The sequence below is a fragment of the Pseudomonas sp. D5(2026) genome (assembly GCF_057766845.1).
This window is the reverse complement of record NZ_CM173421.1, coordinates 4,132,046-4,154,601: the sequence shown is the minus strand read 5'-3', so window position 1 is coordinate 4,154,601 and position 22,556 is coordinate 4,132,046. Positions and strand designations below refer to the sequence as shown.

At 53.3% G+C, this 22,556-nt stretch carries 17 protein-coding genes and 3 pseudogenes; 18 read left to right on the top strand and 2 right to left on the bottom strand.

Annotated elements, in window-relative coordinates; genetic code table 11:
- Nucleotides 1-3 precede the first annotated feature (3 nt).
- The 18 genes and pseudogenes from rfbA to AC3B5Q_RS19160 form a co-directional block, all read left to right on the top strand.
- Entirely contained in the window at nt 4-882 is an 879-nt protein-coding gene (rfbA, locus tag AC3B5Q_RS19245; RefSeq protein WP_419230987.1) for a glucose-1-phosphate thymidylyltransferase RfbA, read from the top strand.
- A complete protein-coding gene (gene rfbC, locus AC3B5Q_RS19240; RefSeq protein WP_330508407.1) occupies nt 882-1,463 on the top strand; it encodes a dTDP-4-dehydrorhamnose 3,5-epimerase in 582 nt (193 codons plus the stop codon). The genes rfbA and rfbC overlap by 1 nt, the downstream gene beginning before the upstream one ends.
- 30 nt (nt 1,464-1,493) lie before the next feature.
- The gene (locus AC3B5Q_RS19235) at nt 1,494-2,756 is read left to right on the top strand and encodes an oligosaccharide flippase family protein (protein WP_330508406.1); all 1,263 of its coding nucleotides are present in this window, start codon (nt 1,494-1,496) and stop codon (nt 2,754-2,756) included.
- Nucleotides 2,749-4,068: an O-antigen polymerase gene (locus AC3B5Q_RS19230; RefSeq protein WP_488392714.1), complete on the top strand. Its 1,320-nt coding sequence runs from the start codon at nt 2,749-2,751 to the stop codon at nt 4,066-4,068. Before AC3B5Q_RS19235 ends, AC3B5Q_RS19230 begins: the two co-directional genes overlap by 8 nt.
- A gap of 10 nt (nt 4,069-4,078) precedes the next feature.
- Entirely contained in the window at nt 4,079-4,939 is an 861-nt protein-coding gene (locus AC3B5Q_RS19225) for a glycosyltransferase family 2 protein (protein WP_330508404.1), read from the top strand.
- Nucleotides 4,940-5,013: 74 nt separating this feature from the next.
- Entirely contained in the window at nt 5,014-7,152 is a 2,139-nt protein-coding gene (locus AC3B5Q_RS19220) for a bi-domain-containing oxidoreductase (RefSeq protein WP_330508403.1), read from the top strand.
- Nucleotides 7,149-8,978 (top strand): heparinase II/III family protein, encoded by a 1,830-nt coding sequence (locus AC3B5Q_RS19215; protein WP_488392713.1) that lies wholly within the window; start codon nt 7,149-7,151, stop codon nt 8,976-8,978. The genes AC3B5Q_RS19220 and AC3B5Q_RS19215 overlap by 4 nt, the downstream gene beginning before the upstream one ends.
- 2 nt (nt 8,979-8,980) lie before the next feature.
- A complete protein-coding gene (locus tag AC3B5Q_RS19210) occupies nt 8,981-10,201 on the top strand; it encodes a glycosyltransferase family 4 protein (RefSeq protein WP_488392712.1) in 1,221 nt (406 codons plus the stop codon).
- Nucleotides 10,195-10,791 carry a sugar transferase gene (locus AC3B5Q_RS19205; RefSeq protein ID WP_330508400.1) on the top strand — a complete coding sequence of 199 codons (597 nt, stop codon included), beginning with the start codon at nt 10,195-10,197 and terminating at the stop codon, nt 10,789-10,791. Before AC3B5Q_RS19210 ends, AC3B5Q_RS19205 begins: the two co-directional genes overlap by 7 nt.
- Nucleotides 10,788-11,417: an acetyltransferase gene (locus tag AC3B5Q_RS19200; protein ID WP_330508399.1), complete on the top strand. Its 630-nt coding sequence runs from the start codon at nt 10,788-10,790 to the stop codon at nt 11,415-11,417. Before AC3B5Q_RS19205 ends, AC3B5Q_RS19200 begins: the two co-directional genes overlap by 4 nt.
- Nucleotides 11,418-11,456: 39 nt before the next feature.
- Nucleotides 11,457-12,632 carry a DegT/DnrJ/EryC1/StrS family aminotransferase gene (locus tag AC3B5Q_RS19195; protein ID WP_330508398.1) on the top strand — a complete coding sequence of 392 codons (1,176 nt, stop codon included), beginning with the start codon at nt 11,457-11,459 and terminating at the stop codon, nt 12,630-12,632.
- 143 nt (nt 12,633-12,775) lie between these two features.
- Complete coding sequence (locus AC3B5Q_RS19190) at nt 12,776-14,773, top strand: polysaccharide biosynthesis protein (RefSeq protein WP_330508397.1); 1,998 nt, start codon at nt 12,776-12,778, stop codon at nt 14,771-14,773.
- An 86-nt stretch (nt 14,774-14,859) separates the two neighbouring features.
- Nucleotides 14,860-14,979, top strand: a pseudogene (locus tag AC3B5Q_RS19185) (IS5/IS1182 family transposase); the annotation flags it as partial.
- Between the two features lie 86 nt (nt 14,980-15,065).
- Nucleotides 15,066-15,425 carry an IS66 family insertion sequence element accessory protein TnpB gene (gene tnpB / locus AC3B5Q_RS19180; RefSeq protein ID WP_019437365.1) on the top strand — a complete coding sequence of 120 codons (360 nt, stop codon included), beginning with the start codon at nt 15,066-15,068 and terminating at the stop codon, nt 15,423-15,425.
- An 18-nt stretch (nt 15,426-15,443) separates the two neighbouring features.
- Nucleotides 15,444-16,544 (top strand): annotated as a pseudogene (gene tnpC / locus AC3B5Q_RS19175) (IS66 family transposase); the annotation flags it as partial.
- Between the two features lie 86 nt (nt 16,545-16,630).
- On the top strand, nt 16,631-16,990 hold the full coding sequence (gene tnpB / locus AC3B5Q_RS19170) for an IS66 family insertion sequence element accessory protein TnpB (RefSeq protein ID WP_019437365.1): 360 nt from the start codon (nt 16,631-16,633) through the stop codon (nt 16,988-16,990).
- 18 nt (nt 16,991-17,008) lie between these two features.
- Nucleotides 17,009-18,565 (top strand): IS66 family transposase, encoded by a 1,557-nt coding sequence (gene tnpC / locus AC3B5Q_RS19165; RefSeq protein ID WP_247957659.1) that lies wholly within the window; start codon nt 17,009-17,011, stop codon nt 18,563-18,565.
- Nucleotides 18,566-18,614: 49 nt separating this feature from the next.
- Nucleotides 18,615-19,073 (top strand): annotated as a pseudogene (locus AC3B5Q_RS19160) (IS66 family transposase); the annotation flags it as partial.
- 16 nt (nt 19,074-19,089) lie between these two features.
- On the opposite strand, the gene AC3B5Q_RS19155 reads toward AC3B5Q_RS19160, so the two are convergent.
- Both AC3B5Q_RS19155 and AC3B5Q_RS19150 read right to left on the bottom strand, forming a co-directional pair.
- Nucleotides 19,090-19,227 carry a hypothetical protein gene (locus AC3B5Q_RS19155; protein ID WP_330509494.1) on the bottom strand — a complete coding sequence of 46 codons (138 nt, stop codon included), beginning with the start codon at nt 19,225-19,227 and terminating at the stop codon, nt 19,090-19,092.
- A 152-nt stretch (nt 19,228-19,379) separates the two neighbouring features.
- The gene (locus tag AC3B5Q_RS19150; protein ID WP_488392711.1) at nt 19,380-22,553 is read right to left on the bottom strand and encodes a hypothetical protein; all 3,174 of its coding nucleotides are present in this window, start codon (nt 22,551-22,553) and stop codon (nt 19,380-19,382) included.
- Between the last annotated feature and the right edge of the window lie 3 nt (nt 22,554-22,556).

Sequence of the window (22,556 nt, the reverse complement as noted above, 5' to 3'; positions counted from 1 at the left end):
AACATGAGTCGTAAAGGTATCATTCTCGCTGGTGGCTCGGGTACCCGGCTGCATCCGATTACTTTGGGTGTGTCGAAGCAATTGTTGCCTATCTACGATAAGCCCATGATTTATTATCCGTTGTCGGTGTTGATGCTGGCAGGGATACGTGAGGTTCTTATCATATCCACCCCCACGGATCTCCCTAGCTTTCGCAATCTCTTGGGTGATGGGCATCAATTTGGTATTTCTTTGAGTTATGAGGAGCAGCCATCCCCGGATGGGCTCGCGCAGGCATTTATTATCGGCCAGGAGTTTATTGGTGATGATGACTGCTGTCTGATTCTGGGCGATAACATTTTCTATGGTCAGCACTTTTCGGAGCACCTGAAGCAAGCCGGATCGCGTAAGCATGGCGCCACTGTTTTTGGGTACCATGTCTCTGACCCGGAACGCTTTGGCGTCGTTGAGTTTAATACGGCTGGCCAAGCCATCAGCATCGAGGAAAAGCCGAGCGCGCCTAAATCGAATTACGCGGTAACAGGTTTGTACTTCTACGATAATCGTGTAGTTGAGGTTGCAAAGTCCATCAAGCCATCTGCCAGGGGTGAGCTGGAAATCACGGATATCAATCGTTTTTACCTTGAGGATCGCAGCTTGAGCGTCGAGATGCTTGGGCGTGGTTTCGCATGGCTGGATACAGGCACCCATGCCTCTTTGCTTGAAGCAGGTCAATTCGTTCATACCATCGAACAGCGCCAAGGCCTGAAAGTGGCCTGCCTGGAGGAGATCGCTTTCAATCAAGGGTGGATCGGCGAGTCCGAATTGGCGGAGCAAGCTGCACGCCTGAAAAAAACGGATTACGGCCAATATCTGGCTTCGTTGATCGGGGAGGGGCAGTAATGAAAGTTACCCAAACCGCGATTCCGGAAGTCGTATTGGTCGAGCCAAGAGTTTTCGAAGACGAGCGGGGCTGCTTCTTCGAAAGTTATAACGACCGCGCGTTCCACTCTGCGCTTGCCAAACTCGGGCTGGAAACGCCTCGGCCGTTTGTGCAGGACAACCATTCTACTTCAAGCCGTGGTGTATTGAGAGGGCTGCATTTTCAGGCCGCGCCTCACGCGCAAGGAAAGTTGGTCCGAGTGGTAAAAGGCGCAGCGTTCGACGTTGCCGTTGACATTCGGCCGGACTCAAGCACGTATGGGCAATGGGTGGGGGTGGAGTTAAACGCGAAAAATAAGAAAATGCTCTGGGTTCCTGAGGGTTTCGCCCACGGATTCGTAGCCTTAGAGGACGATACGCACTTTTTGTACAAGACCACTGATTATTACAATAAGGAAGCTGAAGCTTCATTTCTATGGAATGACCCCGCGCTCGCTATTGATTGGCCCATCGAACTGCTCGGTGAGCTAATTATCTCTGCGAAAGACGCTGAGGCTATGCCTTTTGACAAATTGCGCACAAAGATTTGTGCATTAAGTTAAATGGGTAATGGTTAAAGTGAAAGCGTGCTGATGAGATATAAATCCGATGCAGTGAATGCCTTGTCTCTTGTAGCGATTCAAGGGGCGAATGCATTGTTTCCATTGCTTGTTTTCCCATATTTGCTGGTGGTTTTGGGGAAAGATGCGTTTGCCGACCTTGTCGTTGCCGAGGCTGTGGCTTTCTATGTGCTGACGATATGTCTCTACAGTTTTGATACCAGCGGTGTGCAGGCGATAATCGAGTCAAGGAAACATGGAAGCCTAGAGCATGAGGCAGCATGTTTCTTCAATATACTTGGCGCGCGACTGGTCCTGTTCCTGGTCTCGGCTTTCGTGTTACTCGGTGTTAGTGCTTTAGTGTTTGGAGCGATGGCGGAGATTTTAGCGATCTGGTTGATTTTCGTCTTAGGGATGATATTGCAGAGCAATTTTTATTTCCAAGCGATCGAGCGTAATCTCGCATTGGCTGCCTGTATTACCGTCTCGAGGTTCGGGGCGGTAGGTGCTATATATTTGCTGGTGCACGACGCCGCCGGCCTGGTTGCTGCGAGCGTGATTCTAGCTGGGAGTTTTTTGATATCCGGTGTTGTAGCGTTTTTGATCGTAATGCACCATTTTGGAGTTGGGTTGCTACGCGTTATTGGCTGGCGCGAGATTGTATTAAATATCATGGATGGGCGTCATTTATTTTTTGGTAATATTTCGGTGACGCTCTTTCGTGGGGCGAATGTCCTGATTCTTTCAGGTCTTTCAAATTCAGCTGCGGTGGCTGCTTATGCGCTTGCAGAGAAAATAATTAAAAGTATTCAGGCGCTGGCACGCCCATTGAACCAGGTCTTTGCTCCTAAGGCGATCAAGGCTTGGTCATTGCTCGATGAAAATGAAAAAAAACCGGAAGTGGCACGGTCATTGATATGGCGGAGTACGCGCGCGCAAGTCTTGATGATGCTAGTTATATTGCCTCTTGCAGTGAGTGCTATATGGGCCGGTCATGAGTCTGGTCTTCTACCCGGGCTGGGCGGGGAAACAGTCGCGCTGATTGCTTTGATGGCTCCGGCGGTCATGTTTGGTGTCGCTAATGCAATGTTCGGGGCAGTGGGCCTGAACTTGCTCAGTGCCCAGTCTTATTTTGCGAAAGCTGTGTTCGTTGTTGGTGGGTGCATCTTTGTACTGTCGCTTGTGTTGTCGCATTTTTTCAACGCATTTGGTGCTGCCTCTGCGTTCGTTTTGGCGGAACTGTTCCTGTTAATCGCATTTCTCAGGAAGTATAAAGGGAAAATTGATCGTGGATGAGTTCTGGTTTTTCAAAGCGGTAAACCTGTTCATAGCGTCTCTTTTCCTGTTTGGCGCATGGTGTTCACGCAAGGGAGTGGGGGTATGGCTCAATCCGGCTTCAATTGTGTTTCTTTTTTGGTTTCTTTATACCGCCCTCCCACTATTGGTGGCTTTTGAAGCACCCGTTAATCCGTTGGCCATGATTTACATATTGATATTTTGCTTGGTATTTTCATTGTCAGGTTTAATATTTCCTTGGTCGAAAGCTTTCGCTTTGAATGATCGTAAGCTTGATGCTGAATTCTATTTTGATGGCGGGCTTTATTCGCTGGTGTTTTACCTCCTGGCGATGTTTTCAGTGGTCATGATTTTCATAGGGGTGCTCCAGCAGGGTATCTCTATTGATCAGGTGATCGAAAACCCGATATCGGCTGGTGGAGTGTACGCAGGGAAACGTTACTCTGGAGAGATTGTTTCGAGTGTCTTCGCTCAGCTAGGGCTTCAGGCTAGCTACTGTACAGCGATTCTAGGGGGGCTCATATACGGGTCTCGTTCGAAAGGGCGGTCGAGGAAACTGGTGTTGATTTTCTCATTTGTACCGGCTTTGCTGGTTATGGCAATGCAGAGTGCGAAAGGTTTGTTTTTCTTTTCCATATTTTTGTTTTTGGGTGGCATTCTGGTTACCCGTATTTACAATAAAAATTATACCCTTATTGATTTGAAAAGTTTCCGTGTCTTGTTTATGTATGCACTGTTGGTGTTGCCAGTGGTCATCGCGTCCTTCCTGTCGCGAGGGGTTTATCAGCTCGATGATCTTGAAATGGTCTTAAACAAGCTTCGTTTTTACTTGGTTACCTACTCGTCGGTACACTTGCCGGCATTTTCGGATTGGTTTTCCGAACGGTTTTTGGGGGAGTCCCTGATGAATTATAGGCAGGACTACCTCACGGGAGGTTTCTATACGTTCATGTCGTTCTTTCAGTTGGCTGGCGATGACAGGGAGTTGCCAATGGGTATATATGATGAATATTATGCCTATGGTGACTATGTCAAAGGTAACCTTTATACGATTTTTCGTGGTTTGATTAACGATTTCGGCTTGGTGGGGAGTATTTTTTTTGGATTCATTCTTGGTCTTGTGTGCAATCTGGGCTATTGGCGCTTGCTGTGTAAGCGCGAGAGTGCACTCGCCGTCGTTTTCTTTATTTTCTTTGTTGCGTTCATGTATCAAACCTACATCGTAAGTTCCTTGACTTGGCTAACGCTACCATTCGTATTCTTAATTCAATGGTTTATGTTGTCCTGCTTGATGAAACTCAAGATTCGCTAGCGAGAAGAAGATGAAAATTTGTATCGTACCGGTTTGCTACAATGCCCATGAAGACGCTTTGCGCTTCCTTGAGTCGGTAGAAAAGGCGTTTTTGGCGTGCCCGGATCTTGAGTTGGATGTCGTGTTGGCAGACAATTCGACGGTAGGTTTACCTTCAGCGATGGCCGAGCGGCAATATGCGTTTACCTACCGTTATCTGAAGAATGACAATGTGGGCTACTTCCCGGCTTTCTCTCGTGCGCTGGCTAGCTTAGTCGCGCCCACGACTTACTTCGATTATGTCATGGTGTGCAATGTTGACTTGGTCGTGGCTAGTGACTTTTTCACCAAACTGGGGGGGCTTGTGCTAGCCCCGCGGTCGGGTTTGATTGCGCCGGGTATTTATTCTGATAAAGATGGGCGTGATTTAAACCCCAAAATCATGCACCGGCCATCATCCAAAAAATTTGAATTCATGCGAGTGGTCTGTTCGAGTCCGGTACTTTTCAAATGGTACTCCGGCTTGTCACGCATGCGTGAAAGAGCCCGCTCACGTTCGCAAAAACGGCAGTCGACACTGGCGCAGACCCCGCAGTCTTCTGCCCCGGCTCCCCAGAAAATGTATGGTGCCCACGGGTCTTTCATGATCTTCACGAAAAATTACTTTCAGCAGGGAGCGAGTGTCGATTACCCAAGATTTTTGTTTGGTGAAGAAGTCTTCGTGGCTGAGCAATTGCGAATGTATCAATTGGAGATCGAGCATGCTCCATGTGTGCGTGTATTCGATAAAGAGCATGCGTCGACATCGCAAGCTAATTTCAAGTTCATCTGCGGAGAACATAAGAAGTCGTACGAGTATCTTATCTCGAACTTCTTCGCGGGTAAGGCCTAGTCATTGTTGAAGCGCCAAAAGTTTTGGCGAAGTCTATCGTTTGAATTAAAACCGATTTTGCATTTGAGGTTGCTATGAAGCAGATTCTTCAAGATATGGCCAAAGGCGGCACCAGCGTCACGCTAGCGCCTGCACCGCAGGTTTCCCGGGAACATGTGATCATCAACAGCAGCGTGTCGCTGATTTCGGCGGGTACGGAGCGAATGCTGGTCGGTTTCGGCAAAGCCTCCTACCTTGAAAAGGCACGCCAGCAGCCCGAAAAAGTTCGTATGGTTCTGGAGAAGGTCAAAACCGATGGCCTTATGACGACTATCGAGGCGGTGCAGTCCAAGCTGTCGCAACCTCTTCCACTGGGTTACTGCAACGTGGGGGTGGTCGCTGAAGTCGGCGCAGGCGTCGAGGGATTGAAGGCCGGCGACCGGGTTGTGTCCAATGGCCCGCATGCGGATGTGGTCAAGGTGCCGAAGAACCTTTGCGCACGTATTCCGGATGCAGTGGATGATGAATCCGCTGCGTTTGTGGTTGTCGCCAGTATTGGCCTTCAAGGCATTCGCCTCGCTCAACCGAGCTTGGGCGAAGCCTTCGTGGTGACAGGCGTCGGCCTGATCGGCTTGCTGACCGTCCAGTTGCTGCGTGCCCAGGGTTGCCGTGTGCTTGCCATCGATTTCGATGACAGTAAACTCGAAATCGCTCGCCAATATGGCGCAGAGGTATGTAACCCGGGCAAGGGTGAAGACCCGATCGCGGCCGGAATGGCCTTCAGCCGTGGCCAAGGGGTCGATGGCGTTATCATCACCGCTTCGACAAAATCCTCCGACCCTGTGACGCAAGCAGCCCGGATGTGCCGTAAGCGTGGGCGTATCGTACTGGTGGGGGTTACCGGCCTTGAACTCAACCGTGCCGATTTCTACGAGAAGGAACTGAGTTTCCAAGTGTCCTGTTCCTACGGGCCTGGTCGTTATGATCCAAACTACGAAGAAAAAGGGCAGGACTATCCACTCGGGTTTGTACGCTGGACCCAGCAGAGAAACTTTGAAGCCGTGCTCGACATGTTGGCGAGTGGGCAGTTGAACGTCAAAGCGCTGGTCACTCATCGTTTTGCATTCGAGGATGCTGCGGCTGCCTATGCCGCGTTGACCGAAGACAAATCTGGCCTTGGCATGCTGTTGCAATACACATCCGCTGTTGCAGAGCGGGGGATCCGTCAGGTTCCTCTATCAGCTCTGGCAGCCTTGAACCCACAGAAGCCTGTGGTGGGCTTCATTGGTGCAGGTAATTATGCTTCGCGGGTTTTGATCCCGGCGTTCAAGGCAGCTGGTGCGCAGTTCCATACGATTGTCACTTCCGGTGGCATCAATAGTGTCGTCCATGGTGAAAAAGCAGGATTCGTTCAGGCCTCCACCGACCTGCAGGCCATGCTGCAAGATCCCGCTATCAACACAGTTGCTGTGGTGACTCGCCATGATAGCCATGCGCGGTTTGTTTCGCAGGCCTTGCAGGCGGGCAAACATGTTTTCGTAGAAAAACCTCTGGCCATCACGCTACCAGAACTGGAGGAGGTCAGAGCCGCTTATGACAGTGCCCATCAAGGGGGGAAAGGCCCACAGCTGATGGTTGGTTTCAACCGCCGCTTTGCCCCGCAAGTGCAGAAGATGAAGAGTTTGCTTGCTCCTGTGAAGGAGCCTAAAGCGTTGATCATGACCATGAACGCAGGCGCCATCCCAAGCGATCACTGGACCCAGGATATTGCGGTCGGCGGGGGGCGGATCATCGGCGAGGCCTGTCACTTCATCGACCTGATGCGTTTCCTTGTGGGCAGCCCTATTGTTTCCATCCAGGCTCGTAGAATGGGTGATTCGCCAGCAGTGGCTGTATCCGAAGACAAGGCATCGATCATTCTGGGCTTCGAAGATGGCTCGTTTGGTACCATCCACTATCTGGCAAACGGCGCCGCGAGCTTCCCCAAGGAGCGGGTCGAAGTGTTCGCGGCCGGGCGTCTGTTGCAACTGGACAACTTCCGCAAGCTGAAGGGCTATGGTTGGCCAGGCTTCAAGAAGCTTAACCTCTGGAAGCAGAACAAGGGCCAGTCCGAATGCGCTGCTGCGTTCCTGGCAGCTATAGACCAGGGCAAGGCGGCACCTATTCCAAAGGATGAGATCTTCGAGGTGGCTCGCGTCAGTATCGAAGTTGCGCAGTTGTTGCGTGCGCAATGAGCCTGTTTTTCGTGAAGGCCAGGACTGCGCTGGCACTAGGCCCGGGCAACTTGTACCGGGCGTTGGGCTACCGTCTGGGCGTTAAGACCGGGCTCAACCCTGTACGGCGGCTGACCGCGCAGAGCCCTTCGGGTCCGTTTTTTACCCAGCCTTCGCGCCAGATGCAAAACTTACCGGACTCCGGGCAATGGGCCAGCGAGGTTCGTTATTTCGGCTTGTGGCCCGTTGCGGTGGGAGAGGCGCCGCCGGATTGGCATCTGAATCCATTGACGGGCGTGCGTGTACCTGACCCGGAGAGGGAGTGGTGGCGGATCCCGGACTTCGATGTGGCTGTAGGTGACATAAAGTGCATCTGGGAGGCTTCCCGTTTCGATTGGGTCTTGGCTTTTGCGCAGCGCGCTTGTAATGGTGGCGACACGTCGATAGCCCGTTTGAACCAATGGTTGACGCACTGGTGCCAGCAAAATACGCCTTACCATGGCCCGAATTGGAAGTGCGGCCAGGAGGCTTCCATCCGCCTGCTACATCTGGCCATGAGCGCGGTCATACTCGATCAGCATCGTAAACCTTTGCCGGGTTTGCTGGCGCTGGTGGAGTTGCACCTCAAGCGTATCGAGCCGACCATCAGTTACGCGATGGCCCAGGATAACAACCACGGCACGTCAGAGGCCGCCGCGCTCTACATTGGTGGTAGCTGGTTGATGAAAAACGGCCTCTCCGAGGGGGAGCGCTATTATCGGGCCGGACAACGGTGGCTTGAGAACCGGGCTTGTCGGCTGATCGAGCGTGATGGAAGTTTCAGTCAGTATTCGGTCAATTATCACCGGGTGATGCTGGATACGTTCTCGATGGTCGAGGTCTGGCGACGCAAGTTCGATTTGCCGGCGCTTTCTGCGCGCTTCCAGGCCAAGGCACGCGCAGCGGCGAGTTGGTTATACGCTTTTGTCGACGAGTCGACGGGTGACGCTCCCAACATTGGGGCAAATGATGGCGCTCGCCTGCTTCCTCTGACTGATACAGGCTACCGAGATTTCCGTCCTTCGGTGCAGCTGGCCATGGCGTTGTTCGTCTCTCAGCGTGCCTACCGTGAGGTGGGTGCCTGGGATTTGCCGGTGCAATGGTTGGGCTTATCGGCTCCGGTGGCGGTTGCCGAACTTCCAGGCAGCCAACAGTTTGACCAGGGCGGGTATGTCTTGTTGCGTGAGGGTGGCTCTAAAGCGGTGCTGCGCTATCCACGCTTCCGTTTCCGCCCGGGGCAGGCCGATGCTCTGCACCTGGACCTATGGCACGATGGGCGCAACCTGTTGTGCGACGCCGGCAGCTTCAGCTACAACGTCGAAGCTGAATGGTTGAATTATTTCCCAGGCACAGCCAGCCACAACACTGTCCAGTTCGATGACCGGGACCAGATGCCACGGCTCAGTCGCTTCTTGTTCGGTGATTGGCTACGCACTTGCAATCTTGAAGCGCTGGCTCATGGCGACGGGGGCGTTACCTGCGCTGCGGGTTATCGGGATGGAAAGGGCGCCACGCATAATCGTCATGTCGTCCTTGGCCCTAATTCCCTACAGGTACGCGATGATATTTCTGGTTTCACCGGCAAGGCGATCCTGCGTTGGCGGTTGCGACCTGGTGACTGGGTGATGGATGGCAACGGGGTGAGCAATGGCATGCAGAGGCTATCGGTTGTGGCCAACGTCGCTATCGTACGTTGCGAGCTGGTGGAGGGCTGGGAGTCCCGCTATTACCTTGAGAAAACGCGTTTACCAGTGCTTGAAGTCGAAGTGGCGACAGCTGGGGTATTGATTACGGAGTATCACTGGTAACTATGAGAGTTCTCTATTTCCATCAACATTTTTCGACCCCGAAAGGCGCCACGGGTATTCGCTCGTACGAAATGGCGCGGCGCCTGATCGGCCAAGGCCACCAAGTGACCATGGTCTGCGGTAGTTATGGCGGCGGCAACACCGGGCTGACCGGGCCTTTCCTATCCGGAAAGCGTGAAGGTAAGGTTGAGGGGATTGATGTCATCGAGTTCGACCTGGCCTACGCCAACAGCGATGGTTTCCTCAAGCGAGCGATGAGCTTCATCAAGTTTGCGCTACGAAGCATAGGCGTGGCGCTGACCTCAAAATATGACTTGGTCTTCGCTACGACTACACCGCTTACGGCAGGTATCCCAGGGGTTTGCGCGCGTTGGCTGCGCAATAAGCCTTTTGTCTTCGAAGTTCGTGATCTTTGGCCTGAGCTGCCCAAGGCGATGGGCGTGATCACCAACCCTGCGGTGCTTTGGGGCATGTCGGTACTGGAGTGGGTTAGCTATCGCTCCGCTCACCGGCTTATCGGCCTGTCGCCCGGCATCGTCGAAGGTATTGTTTCTCGTGGAGTCGCACCGTCAAAGGTTGCGATGATCCCCAACGGCTGCGATCTGGATATTTTTGATGCTACGGCCAAGTCGTGGCGTCCGGAGGGAGTGGACAACAGTCAGCTCATGGCGGTTTTCGCCGGCACCCATGGCATCGCCAACAAACTCGATGCGGTGCTCGATGCCGCTGCGCGGTTGAAAGCCCGGGGACGCGATGATATCCGCCTGGTACTGATTGGTCAGGGTAAGCTCAAGCCTGCACTAGTAAGTCGTGCCCAGGCCGAGGGGTTGGACAACGTCATCTTCCATGACCCGGTGAACAAGGAGCGACTGGCCGGGCTCATGGCTTCCGCCGACCTGGGGTTGCAGGTGCTGGCCAACGTACCGGCCTTCTATTTTGGCACCTCGCCGAACAAGTTTTTTGATTACATTGCCTCGGGTTTACCGGTGCTCAACAATTACCCTGGTTGGCTTGCCGAGATGATCGTCAGTGAGGACTGCGGTTTTGCCGTAGCTCCGGAGAACCCTGATGCCTTTGCCGATGCGTTGGAACAGGCTGCTTCTGATCGGGCTGAACTCAAGGCTAAAGGCGAACGAGGGCGTCACCTGGCGGCACGCAGTTTTGATCGAAAGCTGTTGGCTGGTCAGTTTGTCCAGTGGTTGGAGGGTGTGAAGAAATGTTGAAGCGTCTTTTCGACCTAGTCGCCGCTGGGGCCGCCTTGCTTTTGCTGTCGCCGGTCATTGCGCTGGTGGCCTGGCAGGTGCGTAAGAAGCTGGGCGCGCCGGTACTGTTCCGTCAGCAGCGTCCGGGGCGTGATGGCGAACCATTTGAGATGGTCAAGTTCCGCACCATGCGCGATGCTGTGGATGGTCACGGCAACGTATTGCCGGACGCCCAGCGTATGACTCCTTTCGGCAGTTTTCTGCGAGCGTCCAGTCTGGATGAACTGCCAGAACTGTGGAACGTGCTAAAGGGCGAGATGAGCCTGGTGGGACCACGTCCGTTACTAATGGAATACCTGCCACTGTATTCGCCTGAACAGTATCGTCGCCACGAAGTGCGTCCTGGTGTGACCGGGTGGGCGCAAATCAATGGCCGGAATGCGTTGAGCTGGGAAGACAAATTCAAGCTCGACGTTTGGTATGTGGAAAACCGCAGCTTCTGGTTGGACCTGAAGATTCTATTCCTCACGGTGAAGAAGGTCGTGAAGAAAGATGGTATCAGCGGTGCTGGTGAAGCGACGATGAGCAAGTTCACTGGTAATCACCAATGAACCGTTTGGCCATCCTCGGTGCCAGTGGGCATGGCAAGGTGCTCGCCGATATCGCTGAGCTGTGCGGTTGGCGGGAAGTCGTATTCTACGACGATGCCTGGCCGGCTCGACAATTGAACGGGCATTGGCCTGTTGTCGGTAACAGCGCTGCATTGCTTGAGCAGCTACCGAGTGTCGACGGTGTGATCGTTGGTATCGGCAACAACAAGGTGCGTCATGACAAGCAGCAGCAGCTTACCGCGGCCGGGGCGCCAATTGTTTCACTGGTTCATCCCCAGGCAGTCATCAGCCGCCACAGTGTGATCGGTGTGGGAAGCGTGGTGATGGCAGGCGTAGTGGTCAACATCGATTCGTGTATCGGTCTGGGGGCCATTCTGAATACAGGGTGTAGCGTCGATCATGATAATCTGCTTGGCGATTTCGTTCACTTGAGCCCTGGTGCGCACCTGGCCGGTGGCGTGACCGTTGGTGACCTCAGTTGGGTCGGCATCGGCGCCTGCATCCGCCAGATGATTCAAATTGGATCAAGCGTGGTGATTGGCGCTGGTGCCGTAGTGGTCAAACCTGTAGCCGACGGGATGACTGCCGTGGGCGTTCCTGCACGTTCCTTGGCCAGCGCGGGCTGAGCACATTGCCGCCGCTGACCGAATAATGGACTTATTGCTATGCTGAATACCGCTTTTGCTCCTTGGCCGTCCTTTACTGAAGAGGAAGCCGATGCTGTTCGTGAAGTGATTCTTTCCAACAAGGTCAACTACTGGACCGGCCAGGAATGCCGGGAGTTCGAGCGGGAATTCGCCAAATGGGCGCAGTGCGAGCATGCCGTCGCTGTGGCCAATGGCACGGTTGCGCTCGACTTAGCACTCAAGGCACTGGGCATTGGAGCCGGCGATGAGGTTATCGTCACCTCTCGTACCTTCCTGGCCTCGGTTTCCTCGATAGTAAATGCGGGGGCTGTGCCGGTGTTCGCCGATGTCGATGGCGACTCCCAGAACATTAACGCTGAAACCATTCGCGCGGTGCTGAGCGAACGCACCCGGGCGCTGGTCTGCGTGCACTTGGCCGGTTGGCCGTGCGACATGGACCCTATCATGGCGTTGGCTGCTGAGTATGACCTCAAGGTCATCGAAGATTGCGCCCAGGCCCATGGCGCGCTGTACAAAGGCCGCTCGGTCGGCTCCATCGGTCATGTGGGTGCCTGGTCCTTCTGTCAGGACAAGATCATGACTACGGGGGGAGAGGGCGGTATGGTCACTACCAACGATAAAACACTGTGGTCGGCCATGTGGTCTTACAAGGATCACGGCAAGAGCTGGGAGGCGGTATACGAGCGTCAACATCCGCCTGGTTTCCGTTGGTTGCACGAAAGCTTCGGTACCAATTGGCGAATGCTGGAGGTGCAAGGAAGCATCGGCCGAATTCAGCTGAGGCGAATGCCTCAATGGCATGAGTCGCGGTTGGCCAACGCTCGCCGTATCTGGGGTTGCGCGAAGGTATTGCCGGGACTACGTGTTCCAGAAATCCCCCATGACATCGTACATGCTTCGTATAAATGCTATGTCTTCGTACAACCAGAACTGCTTGCGGAAGGGTGGAATCGGGACCGGATTCTCAGCGAAATCAATGCAGCTGGCGTTCCTTGTTTTTCGGGCTCTTGTTCGGAGGTTTATCTTGAAAAAGCCTTCGATGGTACTTCTTGGCGTCCTGAGGAGTGCTTGCCAATGGCACGACAGCTTGGTGAGACAAGCCTGATGTTCCTGGTTCACCCAACGTTGACTGACGCTGAGATTGCAAAAACATGCGACGTGTTGAGCAAGGTCATGCATAGCGCCGCTAGGTGAAATACTAGGGGGAGATCAGCGTATAATTGAGTGTTTCCTGCCTGGGCTTGCCTTTTCTTTTAGGTGGCATCGACCAGGCAGGGTGCAGTGTGAAATGGAATAGGAAGGGATCTGGTTTGGTTCGGAGTAAGGAGAGTAAGCGGATGACGGATAGGCTGCGTACGGGGATGCTTTTGCTACCCCGGCGCTACAAGCGCGCGCTCCAAGTTGTGACAGACGTATTCCTGGTCTGGCTCGCACTGTGGCTCGCGTTTTTGGTCCGTCTCGGTATAGACGAAATCTATGATCCGTTGCGAACTCATTACTGGTTGTTTCTGGCAGCCCCGCTCATAGCCATACCTATTTTTATTCGATTTGGTATGTATCGTGCGGTTATGCGTTATTTCGGCAATGATGCACTGATAGCCATCGCCAAGGCCGTGTCATTGTCGTCACTGATACTGTCATTGGTCGTTTATTGGCACAGTAATCATACAGCGATAGTTCCCCGTTCCATCGTGTTCAATTATTGGTGGTTGAGCCTGGTGTTAATTGGGGGGCTACGCCTGACGATGCGTCAGTACTTTCTTGGGGACTGGTTCGCCGCTAGGCAGCATGTACCCTTCACCAATCGTGATAACGGTTTGCCGAAAGTGGCGATTTATGGCGCTGGGGCAGCAGGGAACCAGTTGGTTGCGGCATTGCGTATCGGGCGGGCGATGCGCCCGGTTGCGTTTATCGACGATGACGAAAGCGTAGCGGATCGAGTTATTTCCGGGCTTCAGGTGTTCCGCGGTCGGGATATCCAGAAAATGATCGACATTACGGGAGCTGAAGAAATCCTTTTGGCGATCCCTTCCGCAAGTCGGGGGCGTCGTCGCGAAATATTAGGGCTTCTTGAGCACTTCCCGTTGCATGTACGCAGCGTTCCTGGGTTCATGGATTTGGCGAGTGGCCGTGTAAAGGTCGATGATATTCAAGAAGTGGATATCGCTGACTTGCTGGGGCGCGATGCGGTTCCTGCTCAGCGCGATCTGCTCGCGCGTTGTGTTACTGGTCAGGTCGTTCTGGTGACGGGGGCTGGTGGTTCGATTGGGGCTGAGCTTTGCCGGCAAATACTGGCGCTCGAACCAAAGGCTCTCCTGCTGTTTGAGCATAGCGAATTCAATCTTTACAAGATTCACGGTGAGTTGGAGCAGCGTATCAAGCGTGAATCGCTGGCAGTCATGCTGGTACCCTTCCTGGGCTCCGTTCGCAATCAAAGTCATCTGATTAATATTATGACGATGTGGGGCGTGAATACCGTCTATCATGCTGCGGCCTACAAACATGTGCCCATGGTGGAGCACAATATTGCTGAAGGCGTCCTGAATAATGTCATTGGTACATTGAATACAGCCCAGGCAGCACTGCAGGCGAATGTCGCTAACTTTGTATTGATTTCAACTGACAAGGCGGTTCGTCCAACCAACGTGATGGGTAGTACCAAACGCTTGGCTGAGTTGGTTCTGCAGGCTTTAAGCAAAGAAGTTGCACCAGTGCTTTTTGGTGACTCTAGTAATATTGCTCGAGTCAACAAAACCCGCTTCACTATGGTTCGTTTCGGAAACGTGCTTGGCTCTTCAGGTTCAGTCATTCCACTGTTTCATAAGCAGATCAAAGCAGGTGGGCCGCTGACCGTGACTCACCCAAAGATAACTCGATATTTCATGACCATTCCTGAGGCCGCGCAGCTTGTCATTCAGGCTGGCTCCATGGGGCAGGGCGGTGATGTATTTGTGTTAGATATGGGCGAGCCTGTAAAGATCGCTGCATTGGCGGAAAAAATGATTCATCTATCGGGCCTGAGTGTAAGGTCTGAAAGTAATCCCCATGGTGATATTACTATTGAGTTTACTGGGTTGCGCCCTGGTGAAAAACTATATGAAGAGTTGCTGATTGGTGATAATGTACTACCAACGCAACACCCAATGATCATGTCGGCTAATGAAGATTTTTTGCCTTGGGAAAAGTTGGCGGACCGTTTGTCCTCGCTGCTGAAGGCTGTCGAGGATGAGGATTTTACACGTGTTCGTCAGTTACTTAGAGAGCTGGTAAGCGGTTACACACCCGAGGCCGAAATTGTAGATTGGGTTTATCAGCAGCGGCTCAAGGATATTTAGGGATTCTCCGATCAAGTCAGCACAGGCCATCGGACCTGTGCTGAAATAGCCCTCCGTCCAACTGCCTTCTACAAGTCCGCCATCCCATCAGTCAGATGAGCTTTTCCGATTTCGAGTACGCCGGCAAGCGCAAGCAAACCCGTCGCGAGCGTTTCCTGGCCGAGATGGAACAGGTCGTTCCGTGGAGTGGGCTGGTGGCGTTGATCGGTAAGTGCTCCATGAACCCCACATTCAAAGCGCTTACCTGATGCCCGATGCTGTGCTCCCGATTTCCTTCTGGAGCCAGCCCTGCATGATGCGCCCCGACAGCAAAGTCGAAAAAGTCTACCTCTACCCCAAGCCTGTGGACTTTCGAAAGTCCATCGACGGCCTTACTGCCTTGGTAGAACTGGATATCAAAGTCGCCGTGTTCGACCCCGTGCTCTTCGTCTTCCTCAACAAGGCGCGTAATCGGATCAAAGTGTTGTACTGGGAGCGCAACGGCTTCTGCCTCTGGCTCAAGCGCCTGGAAGCCGAGCGCTTCAAAATGTCGCCTGAGCCCAGCGACGAAGCGATTGTCCTGACCGTCCAAGAACTCAATTGGCTGCTCGACGGTTTCGACCTTTGGCGCAACCGTCCTCATCAGGTTTTGACTCCGCGCTACGTCGCCTGACCCGGTATAATCCGCGGCATGATTTCCGTGCCCGACAATCTCCCAGACGATCCTGCCCTGCTCAAGCAATTATTGCTTGAGAGCTATGCTGCCCGTTTGCGCGAGCAGGAAGTCAATCAGGCCCACATCGTCCAAATTGACGATCTGAAAGAACAAATCAAGTTATGGCGTGACCGTTTCTTTGGCCGCAAGTCCGAGCAAACCGTCGATCCCAAAACGCCGCAACTGGCCATGTTCGATGAAGCGGAAAATGACCCTCTGCTGGCTGTAGTCGATGATGCCGATGAAGAAGTCGTTGTCCCGGTCAAGCGCCGTGGCAAGCGCAAGCCACTGGCGGCTAATCTGCCACGTATCGAAGTTATCCATGAGTTGCCCGAACACGAACTGACCTGCACCTGCGGTTGCCGCAAGCATGTCATCGGCGAAGAAACCAGCGAGCAGCTCGATATCGTGCCGATGCAGATCCGCGTACTCAAACACGTGCGCAAGATCTATGGCTGCCGTGGTTGCGAGACTGCTCCTGTCACTGCTGACAAGCCCGCCCAGTTAATCGAAAAAAGCATGGCCAGCCCAAGCGTGCTGGCCATGCTGCTGACGACCAAGTACGTCGATGGCTTGCCGCTACACAGGTTTGAAAGTGTGCTGTCCCGCCACGGCATCGAGGTTCCACGACAAACCCTGGCGCGTTGGGTGATCCAGTGCAGTAAATACTTCCAGCCGCTGTTGAACCTGATGCGTGATCGGCTGCTGGAAAGTCCGGTGATTCATTGCGATGAGACTCGCGTCCAGGTGTTGAAAGAACCGGATCGAGACCCGACCAGCCAATCCTGGATGTGGGTGCAAGCCAGTGGCCCGCCTGATCGACAAGTTGTGCTGTTCGACTACACCACCAGCCGTGCGCAGGAAGTACCATTGCGTCTGCTGCAAGGCTATCGCGGCTATGTGATGACCGACGATTATGCGGGTTACAACGCTTTGGCGTTGCAGCCCGGTATCGAGCGACTGGCATGCATGGTTCACGCGCGCCGCAAGTTCGTCGAAGCACAAAAGGTGCAGCCCAAGGGTAAGACCGGACGAGCCGATGTGGCGCTGACGATGATCAATAAGCTGTATGACATCGGTAAGTGCTCCATGAACCCCACATTCAAAGCGCTTACCTGATGCCCGATGCTGTGCTCCCGATTTCCTTCTGGAGCCAGCCCTGCATGATGCGCCCCGACAGCAAAGTCGAAAAAGTCTACCTCTACCCCAAGCCTGTGGACTTTCGAAAGTCCATCGACGGCCTTACTGCCTTGGTAGAACTGGATATCAAAGTCGCCGTGTTCGACCCCGTGCTCTTCGTCTTCCTCAACAAGGCGCGTAATCGGATCAAAGTGTTGTACTGGGAGCGCAACGGCTTCTGCCTCTGGCTCAAGCGCCTGGAAGCCGAGCGCTTCAAAATGTCGCCTGAGCCCAGCGACGAAGCGATTGTCCTGACCGTCCAAGAACTCAATTGGCTGCTCGACGGTTTCGACCTTTGGCGCAACCGTCCTCATCAGGTTTTGACTCCGCGCTACGTCGCCTGACCCGGTATAATCCGCGGCATGATTTCCGTGCCCGACAATCTCCCAGACGATCCTGCCCTGCTCAAGCAATTATTGCTTGAGAGCTATGCTGCCCGTTTGCGCGAGCAGGAAGTCAATCAGGCCCACATCGTCCAAATTGACGATCTGAAAGAGCAAATCAAGTTATGGCGTGACCGTTTCTTTGGCCGCAAGTCCGAGCAAACCGTCGATCCCAAAACGCCGCAACTGGCCATGTTCGATGAAGCGGAAAATGACCCTCTGCTGGCTGTAGTCGATGATGCCGATGAAGAAGTCGTTGTCCCGGTCAAGCGCCGTGGCAAGCGCAAGCCACTGGCGGCTAATCTGCCACGTATCGAAGTTATCCATGAGTTGCCCGAACACGAACTGACCTGCGCCTGCGGTTGCCGTAAGCATGTCATCGGCGAAGAAACCAGCGAGCAGCTCGATATCGTGCCGATGCAGATCCGCGTACTCAAACACGTGCGCAAGATCTATGGCTGCCGTGGTTGCGAGACTGCTCCTGTCACTGCTGACAAGCCCGCCCAGTTAATCGAAAAAAGCATGGCCAGCCCAAGCGTGCTGGCCATGCTGCTGACGACCAAGTACGTCGATGGCTTGCCGCTACACAGGTTTGAAAGTGTGCTGTCCCGCCACGGCATCGAGATTCCACGACAAACCCTGGCGCGTTGGGTGATCCAGTGCAGTAAATACTTCCAGCCGCTGTTGAACCTGATGCGTGATCGGCTGCTGGAAAGTCCGGTGATTCATTGCGATGAGACCCGCGTCCAGGTGTTGAAAGAACCGGATCGAGACCCGACCAGCCAATCCTGGATGTGGGTGCAAGCCAGTGGCCCGCCTGATCGACAAGTTGTGCTGTTCGACTACACCACCAGCCGTGCGCAGGAAGTACCATTGCGTCTGCTGCAAGGCTATCGCGGCTATGTGATGACCGACGATTATGCGGGTTACAACGCTTTGGCGTTGCAGCCCGGTATCGAGCGACTGGCATGCATGGTTCACGCGCGCCGCAAGTTCGTCGAAGCACAAAAGGTGCAGCCCAAGGGTAAGACCGGACGAGCCGATGTGGCGCTGACGATGATCAATAAGCTGTATGACATCGAGCGCGACCTCAAGGAGGTCAGCGACGAACAGCGGTTCATCGGTCGCCAGGAAAGAAGCTTACCGATCCTCGGTCAGCTGAAAAGCTGGCTGGACAAGACGTACGCCCAGGTGACGCCGCAAAGCGTATTGGGCAAGGCGGTGCATTACCTGGCAAACAACTGGAGCCGCCTGGAACGGTATGTCGAAGCGGGCCATTTGCCAATCGACAACAACCTGGCAGAGCGTGCGATAAAACCGTTTGTCATTGGGCGCAAGGCTTGGCTGTTCAGTGACACGCCCAAGGGCGCCACGGCAAGTGCGCAGATATACAGCTTGGTCGAGACCGCCAAGGTCAACGGCCAGGAGCCCTATACGTGGCTGCGCCACGTACTTGAGCGCCTGCCGTATGCGTCGTCGGTCTCAGACTACGAAGCCTTGCTGCCATGGAACTGCTCGCCAGAGATACCACGGTAAGCTGAGGCCCTATCTTTTAGAAGGTGGGGTTCATGGATCGCACTCTGACATCGAGCGCGACCTCAAGGAGGTCAGCGACGAACAGCGGTTCATCGGTCGCCAGGAAAGAAGCTTACCGATCCTCGGTCAGCTGAAAAGCTGGCTGGACAAGACGTACGCCCAGGTGACGCCGCAAAGCGTATTGGGCAAGGCGGTGCATTACCTGGCAAACAACTGGAGCCGCCTGGAACGGTATGTCGAAGCGGGCCATTTGCCAATCGACAACAACCTGGCAGAGCGTGCGATAAAGCCGTTTGTCATTGGGCGCAAGGCTTGGCTGTTCAGTGACACGCCCAAGGGCGCCACGGCAAGTGCGCAGATATACAGCTTGGTCGAGACCGCCAAGGTCAACGGCCAGGAGCCCTATACGTGGCTGCGCCACGTACTTGAGCGCCTGCCGTATGCGTCGTCGGTCTCAGACTACGAAGCCTTGCTGCCATGGAACTGCTCGCCAGAGATACCACGGTAAGCTGAGGCCCTATCTTTTAGAAGGTGGGGTTCATGGATCGCACTCCGTCGAACTCCATCATGCGCTGGGCAACGAGCTGGATCATTTGCTTGAGCAGATCAGCGTCTGCCCTTTTCTCAACCAGCTCGGTCAATGCGATAGTGGGCTTGGTCATCGTGGTTTCTCTGGTGAAGGTTAAGTCCGCAAACTCAACGTTAGCCAAGAACCACGATGACTATTCTCTTTCGCCCAAAGGGCGATTTCGGCTGGTTCAGTTACACCACTTCCTGGGACACGATCTGCACAAACGTCTTAATCAGTTCCGCATCAATATTGACGCTGGTAGATGCCCAGATTGTTGATACTGAAACTGCTGCAAGAGTCAGGATTGTCCAGATCAATCCTCAAGCCTTTCACATGCTGTAAAGTCAACCAGCGTGGTGACGCTTCCAGCGGAACAATTAACGTTCCATTTTCAGCATTGAAGCGAACACTGCTGGGCTCGAATGCACCTCGCTGGCCATCACCCCACCAGAGTACTTGAATGCGCGGTTCGGCGGCACGACCAACGCAGCGGAATTCAAATTTGAGCAATCCCGCATCGCGGCCAGACAGTTTCCACCTAGAAAGATCGAAAATCAGGTATGGATCAGCGCCATCGACCTTATAGCTTCCTTTTTGTGCCACTAAGTGCTTGAGGCTGGGTTTTATCTCATCCAATCTTTTAATCAACGTCATCTTCTCGCTCAGCGTGGCTTGCGAACGGCCCCAAGCGATCGGAATTCTCTTCAATTGCGGCAACGCGAAAGCGCGCTGTAGCAAAGCCGCCTGGTATTCAGCCATAGCTTCAGGGCTCGGCTCAATTAAGTGTGCTTGATTCGTTGACCCGTAATCCGAAGCCTGCAACATCGGCCCTTCAAGCCATACCTGTCGACTAGCGATACGTATCTCACGTATCCGACGAACGTCGCCTTTGTTGATCTGGATTTGGTCACCTACCTTCAGTGCAGGCAAAAATCCTGAATCAGAAACATAGAGCGCGGGGGCGGTGCGATTGATACCGTGGCTCCAGTTCGCATCTGTGAAATCCATCAAAGGAATTTCGATGCTAGTGATTGGAGTTAGCGGACTGTCTTTCTTACGCCCAAGGATAAAGCCATCTACATAAAACGGAGTGTAATGGTCAATTATGAATCGGTACAGGTACGGGTTGCGTAGCGCTAGGCCGCCACCGTCATGGATAATATTCGTCCCTTCCAGCAACGCAATTGTTGGGAGGTTTTCTTTTAATTTTTCGATTGCACGCAGTTGCTGAGCAGGTGAAACCATGTTGTATACTGCGGTCACTGGCAGAGGCGGAAGATAGCCTAAATAAAAATATTGAGCATTTCGCGATGTTAGATCCAGATAGGTTTCACCGGTCGGAATGTTGTCTTTCAGTACTCTGGAGAGCCGAGTCAACCTGTCCCAGTGGGCAGGCTGAACAAAAGCCTTACCGATGTTAGGCAGGTCGGCAACCGCACCATCACTGATTTCCTGTCCACGGGTGTTGACAGTCGCTTTTGTGGAATTTATCAGGCCGTACAACGATACCGGCATGGGGCCCACCGCGGCACTCATACTCATTGCTACGACAACTAGTAAAAGTTTGGTGCGAGCACTCACTATATGCCAACATACTACAGGTAGTAAAATAGCCCAGCCAAAATTCGCCGCCATTCCGGGGCGGGACATACGGCCAGCATCGATGCGCCCCATTGAATAGGGTATCAACAAGATTACAAATATCAGCACAACTAGTAACGTAAGCATTAGATCTACGCGTCGTTGGGCTGTTTGAAAGCAACGGTGGAACAACAGCAGGCAGGCTAGAGGAATGGCAATCCAAGACATGCGCAATAGTTCGAAGACAAAACCTTTTCGCGCACCCTCCCAGCTTAGCGCCCATGGTTTACCGTAGGCTAGTTGATTGATAGGCCCGTTTTCCAACACGTAACGAATAGCACCTAACAGCATGATCCCAGCAGGAGTCGTAACTGCGAGCACTAGGAGTAATACTCCAACAAATAAGATGCCCTTCAGTTGGCGAGGGCGAGGTGCATTCCAGAGGCGCCAGGCGTAGTAAACCGCCATTACACCAGACGCCGCCGCAAGCAGTAAGCCTTGAGGTGGAATTCCCAATACGACGAAAGGCGCGGTAAACATCCAGACGAGTAGCCAACGCTCAGGGCGCTGGCGCAACGAAGGACTCAGCCACACGCATAGGAACGGGACCAGAAACAACCAAATAAGGTTTGGGCTCAGAAAAAAGGTCGCTGCAAACGCAAAGCTGACGCTGCCTGAATAATAATATAGCGACAAAAAGGTCGCTAAGGACAGGAATGCGATGCTGAGGTTGCCGACATGGGCAATACTGCCGGCAGAACCATCATAAAATATAAATGATAAGAACTGGGGCAGATCATCACTGATGATGCCATGCGCAGGGAGGTAATCGACGTAAGGAATGGCTCCTTGTAGATAGGACCACCAACCCAAAAGGCTTTCGCCGAAGTGGTAGTCATCGGGGCTGATATTTGGATAAATTGTCGCACCCATTTTCAATCCGACTAAGAGGCCGAAGATCGCGATAGGCGACAGCAATTTAGCTACGTCCTGAGTAGAGGCGTACCGGCGTGCCCGGCATAGTACATCAACTACGCCCCAGATTATCATGCCGATAACCAAGACTTTCAGCCAAACCGTTGTGTCGTACTGGAATAGAGTGCCGTCGGGTTGTTGTATACGAGCAGGGTACAATACCAGGTAGAAAATCGGTAGTCCCAATTGTCCGGTCACCAATAGCCAATGGGTAAGCCGTGTAAATACTTTCTGGTTCCAAGGGATGCACGCAATACACAGCCCCCCCACCAGCAACGCCACTGTGTAATTAGGCTTGGCGTATGTAGATAGGTCAATTCCCTGCGTCAGCTCGGTTGGTATCCGGCCCATAACTAACACAAGTTCCAGTTGGTATAGCATTAGCAGTAGAATACCAAGCGCACCTAGGCTGATTACGCGTGGGTCAAGGTGCGCCTTATTTACCGCGCCAACTGTCACAGCCAAGGCAATAAAAGAGAGGCCAAATACCGAGCAATAAAGTACGTTTGGCTCAAGGCCCGCACCGAGTACCATACGCGCAATTCCGGCAATTGCCGGTAGAGACCACCACAACAGCTGATTGGACAAAGCCAACGCTGACTCACTGCCAAATTTTTTTTTCTGACGTCTTGCTATTGATGTAAAAAAAATTAGCGCACAAAAAACAACAGCAATGAATATCGGCGCTGCTATTTGGTCCTGGAGCTTTGTTCCGGCATACCAGCTGAGAGAGCCAACGATAAAATCAGTATATTTGGGGGCGCTCGATATGCCAAGGCATAGCAATAGTGCGAATGCTGTTATCACGATTGTTGATGATATTGCAGAAGCTTTTTCGTTAATTTCAAGATGCTTGAACATTAC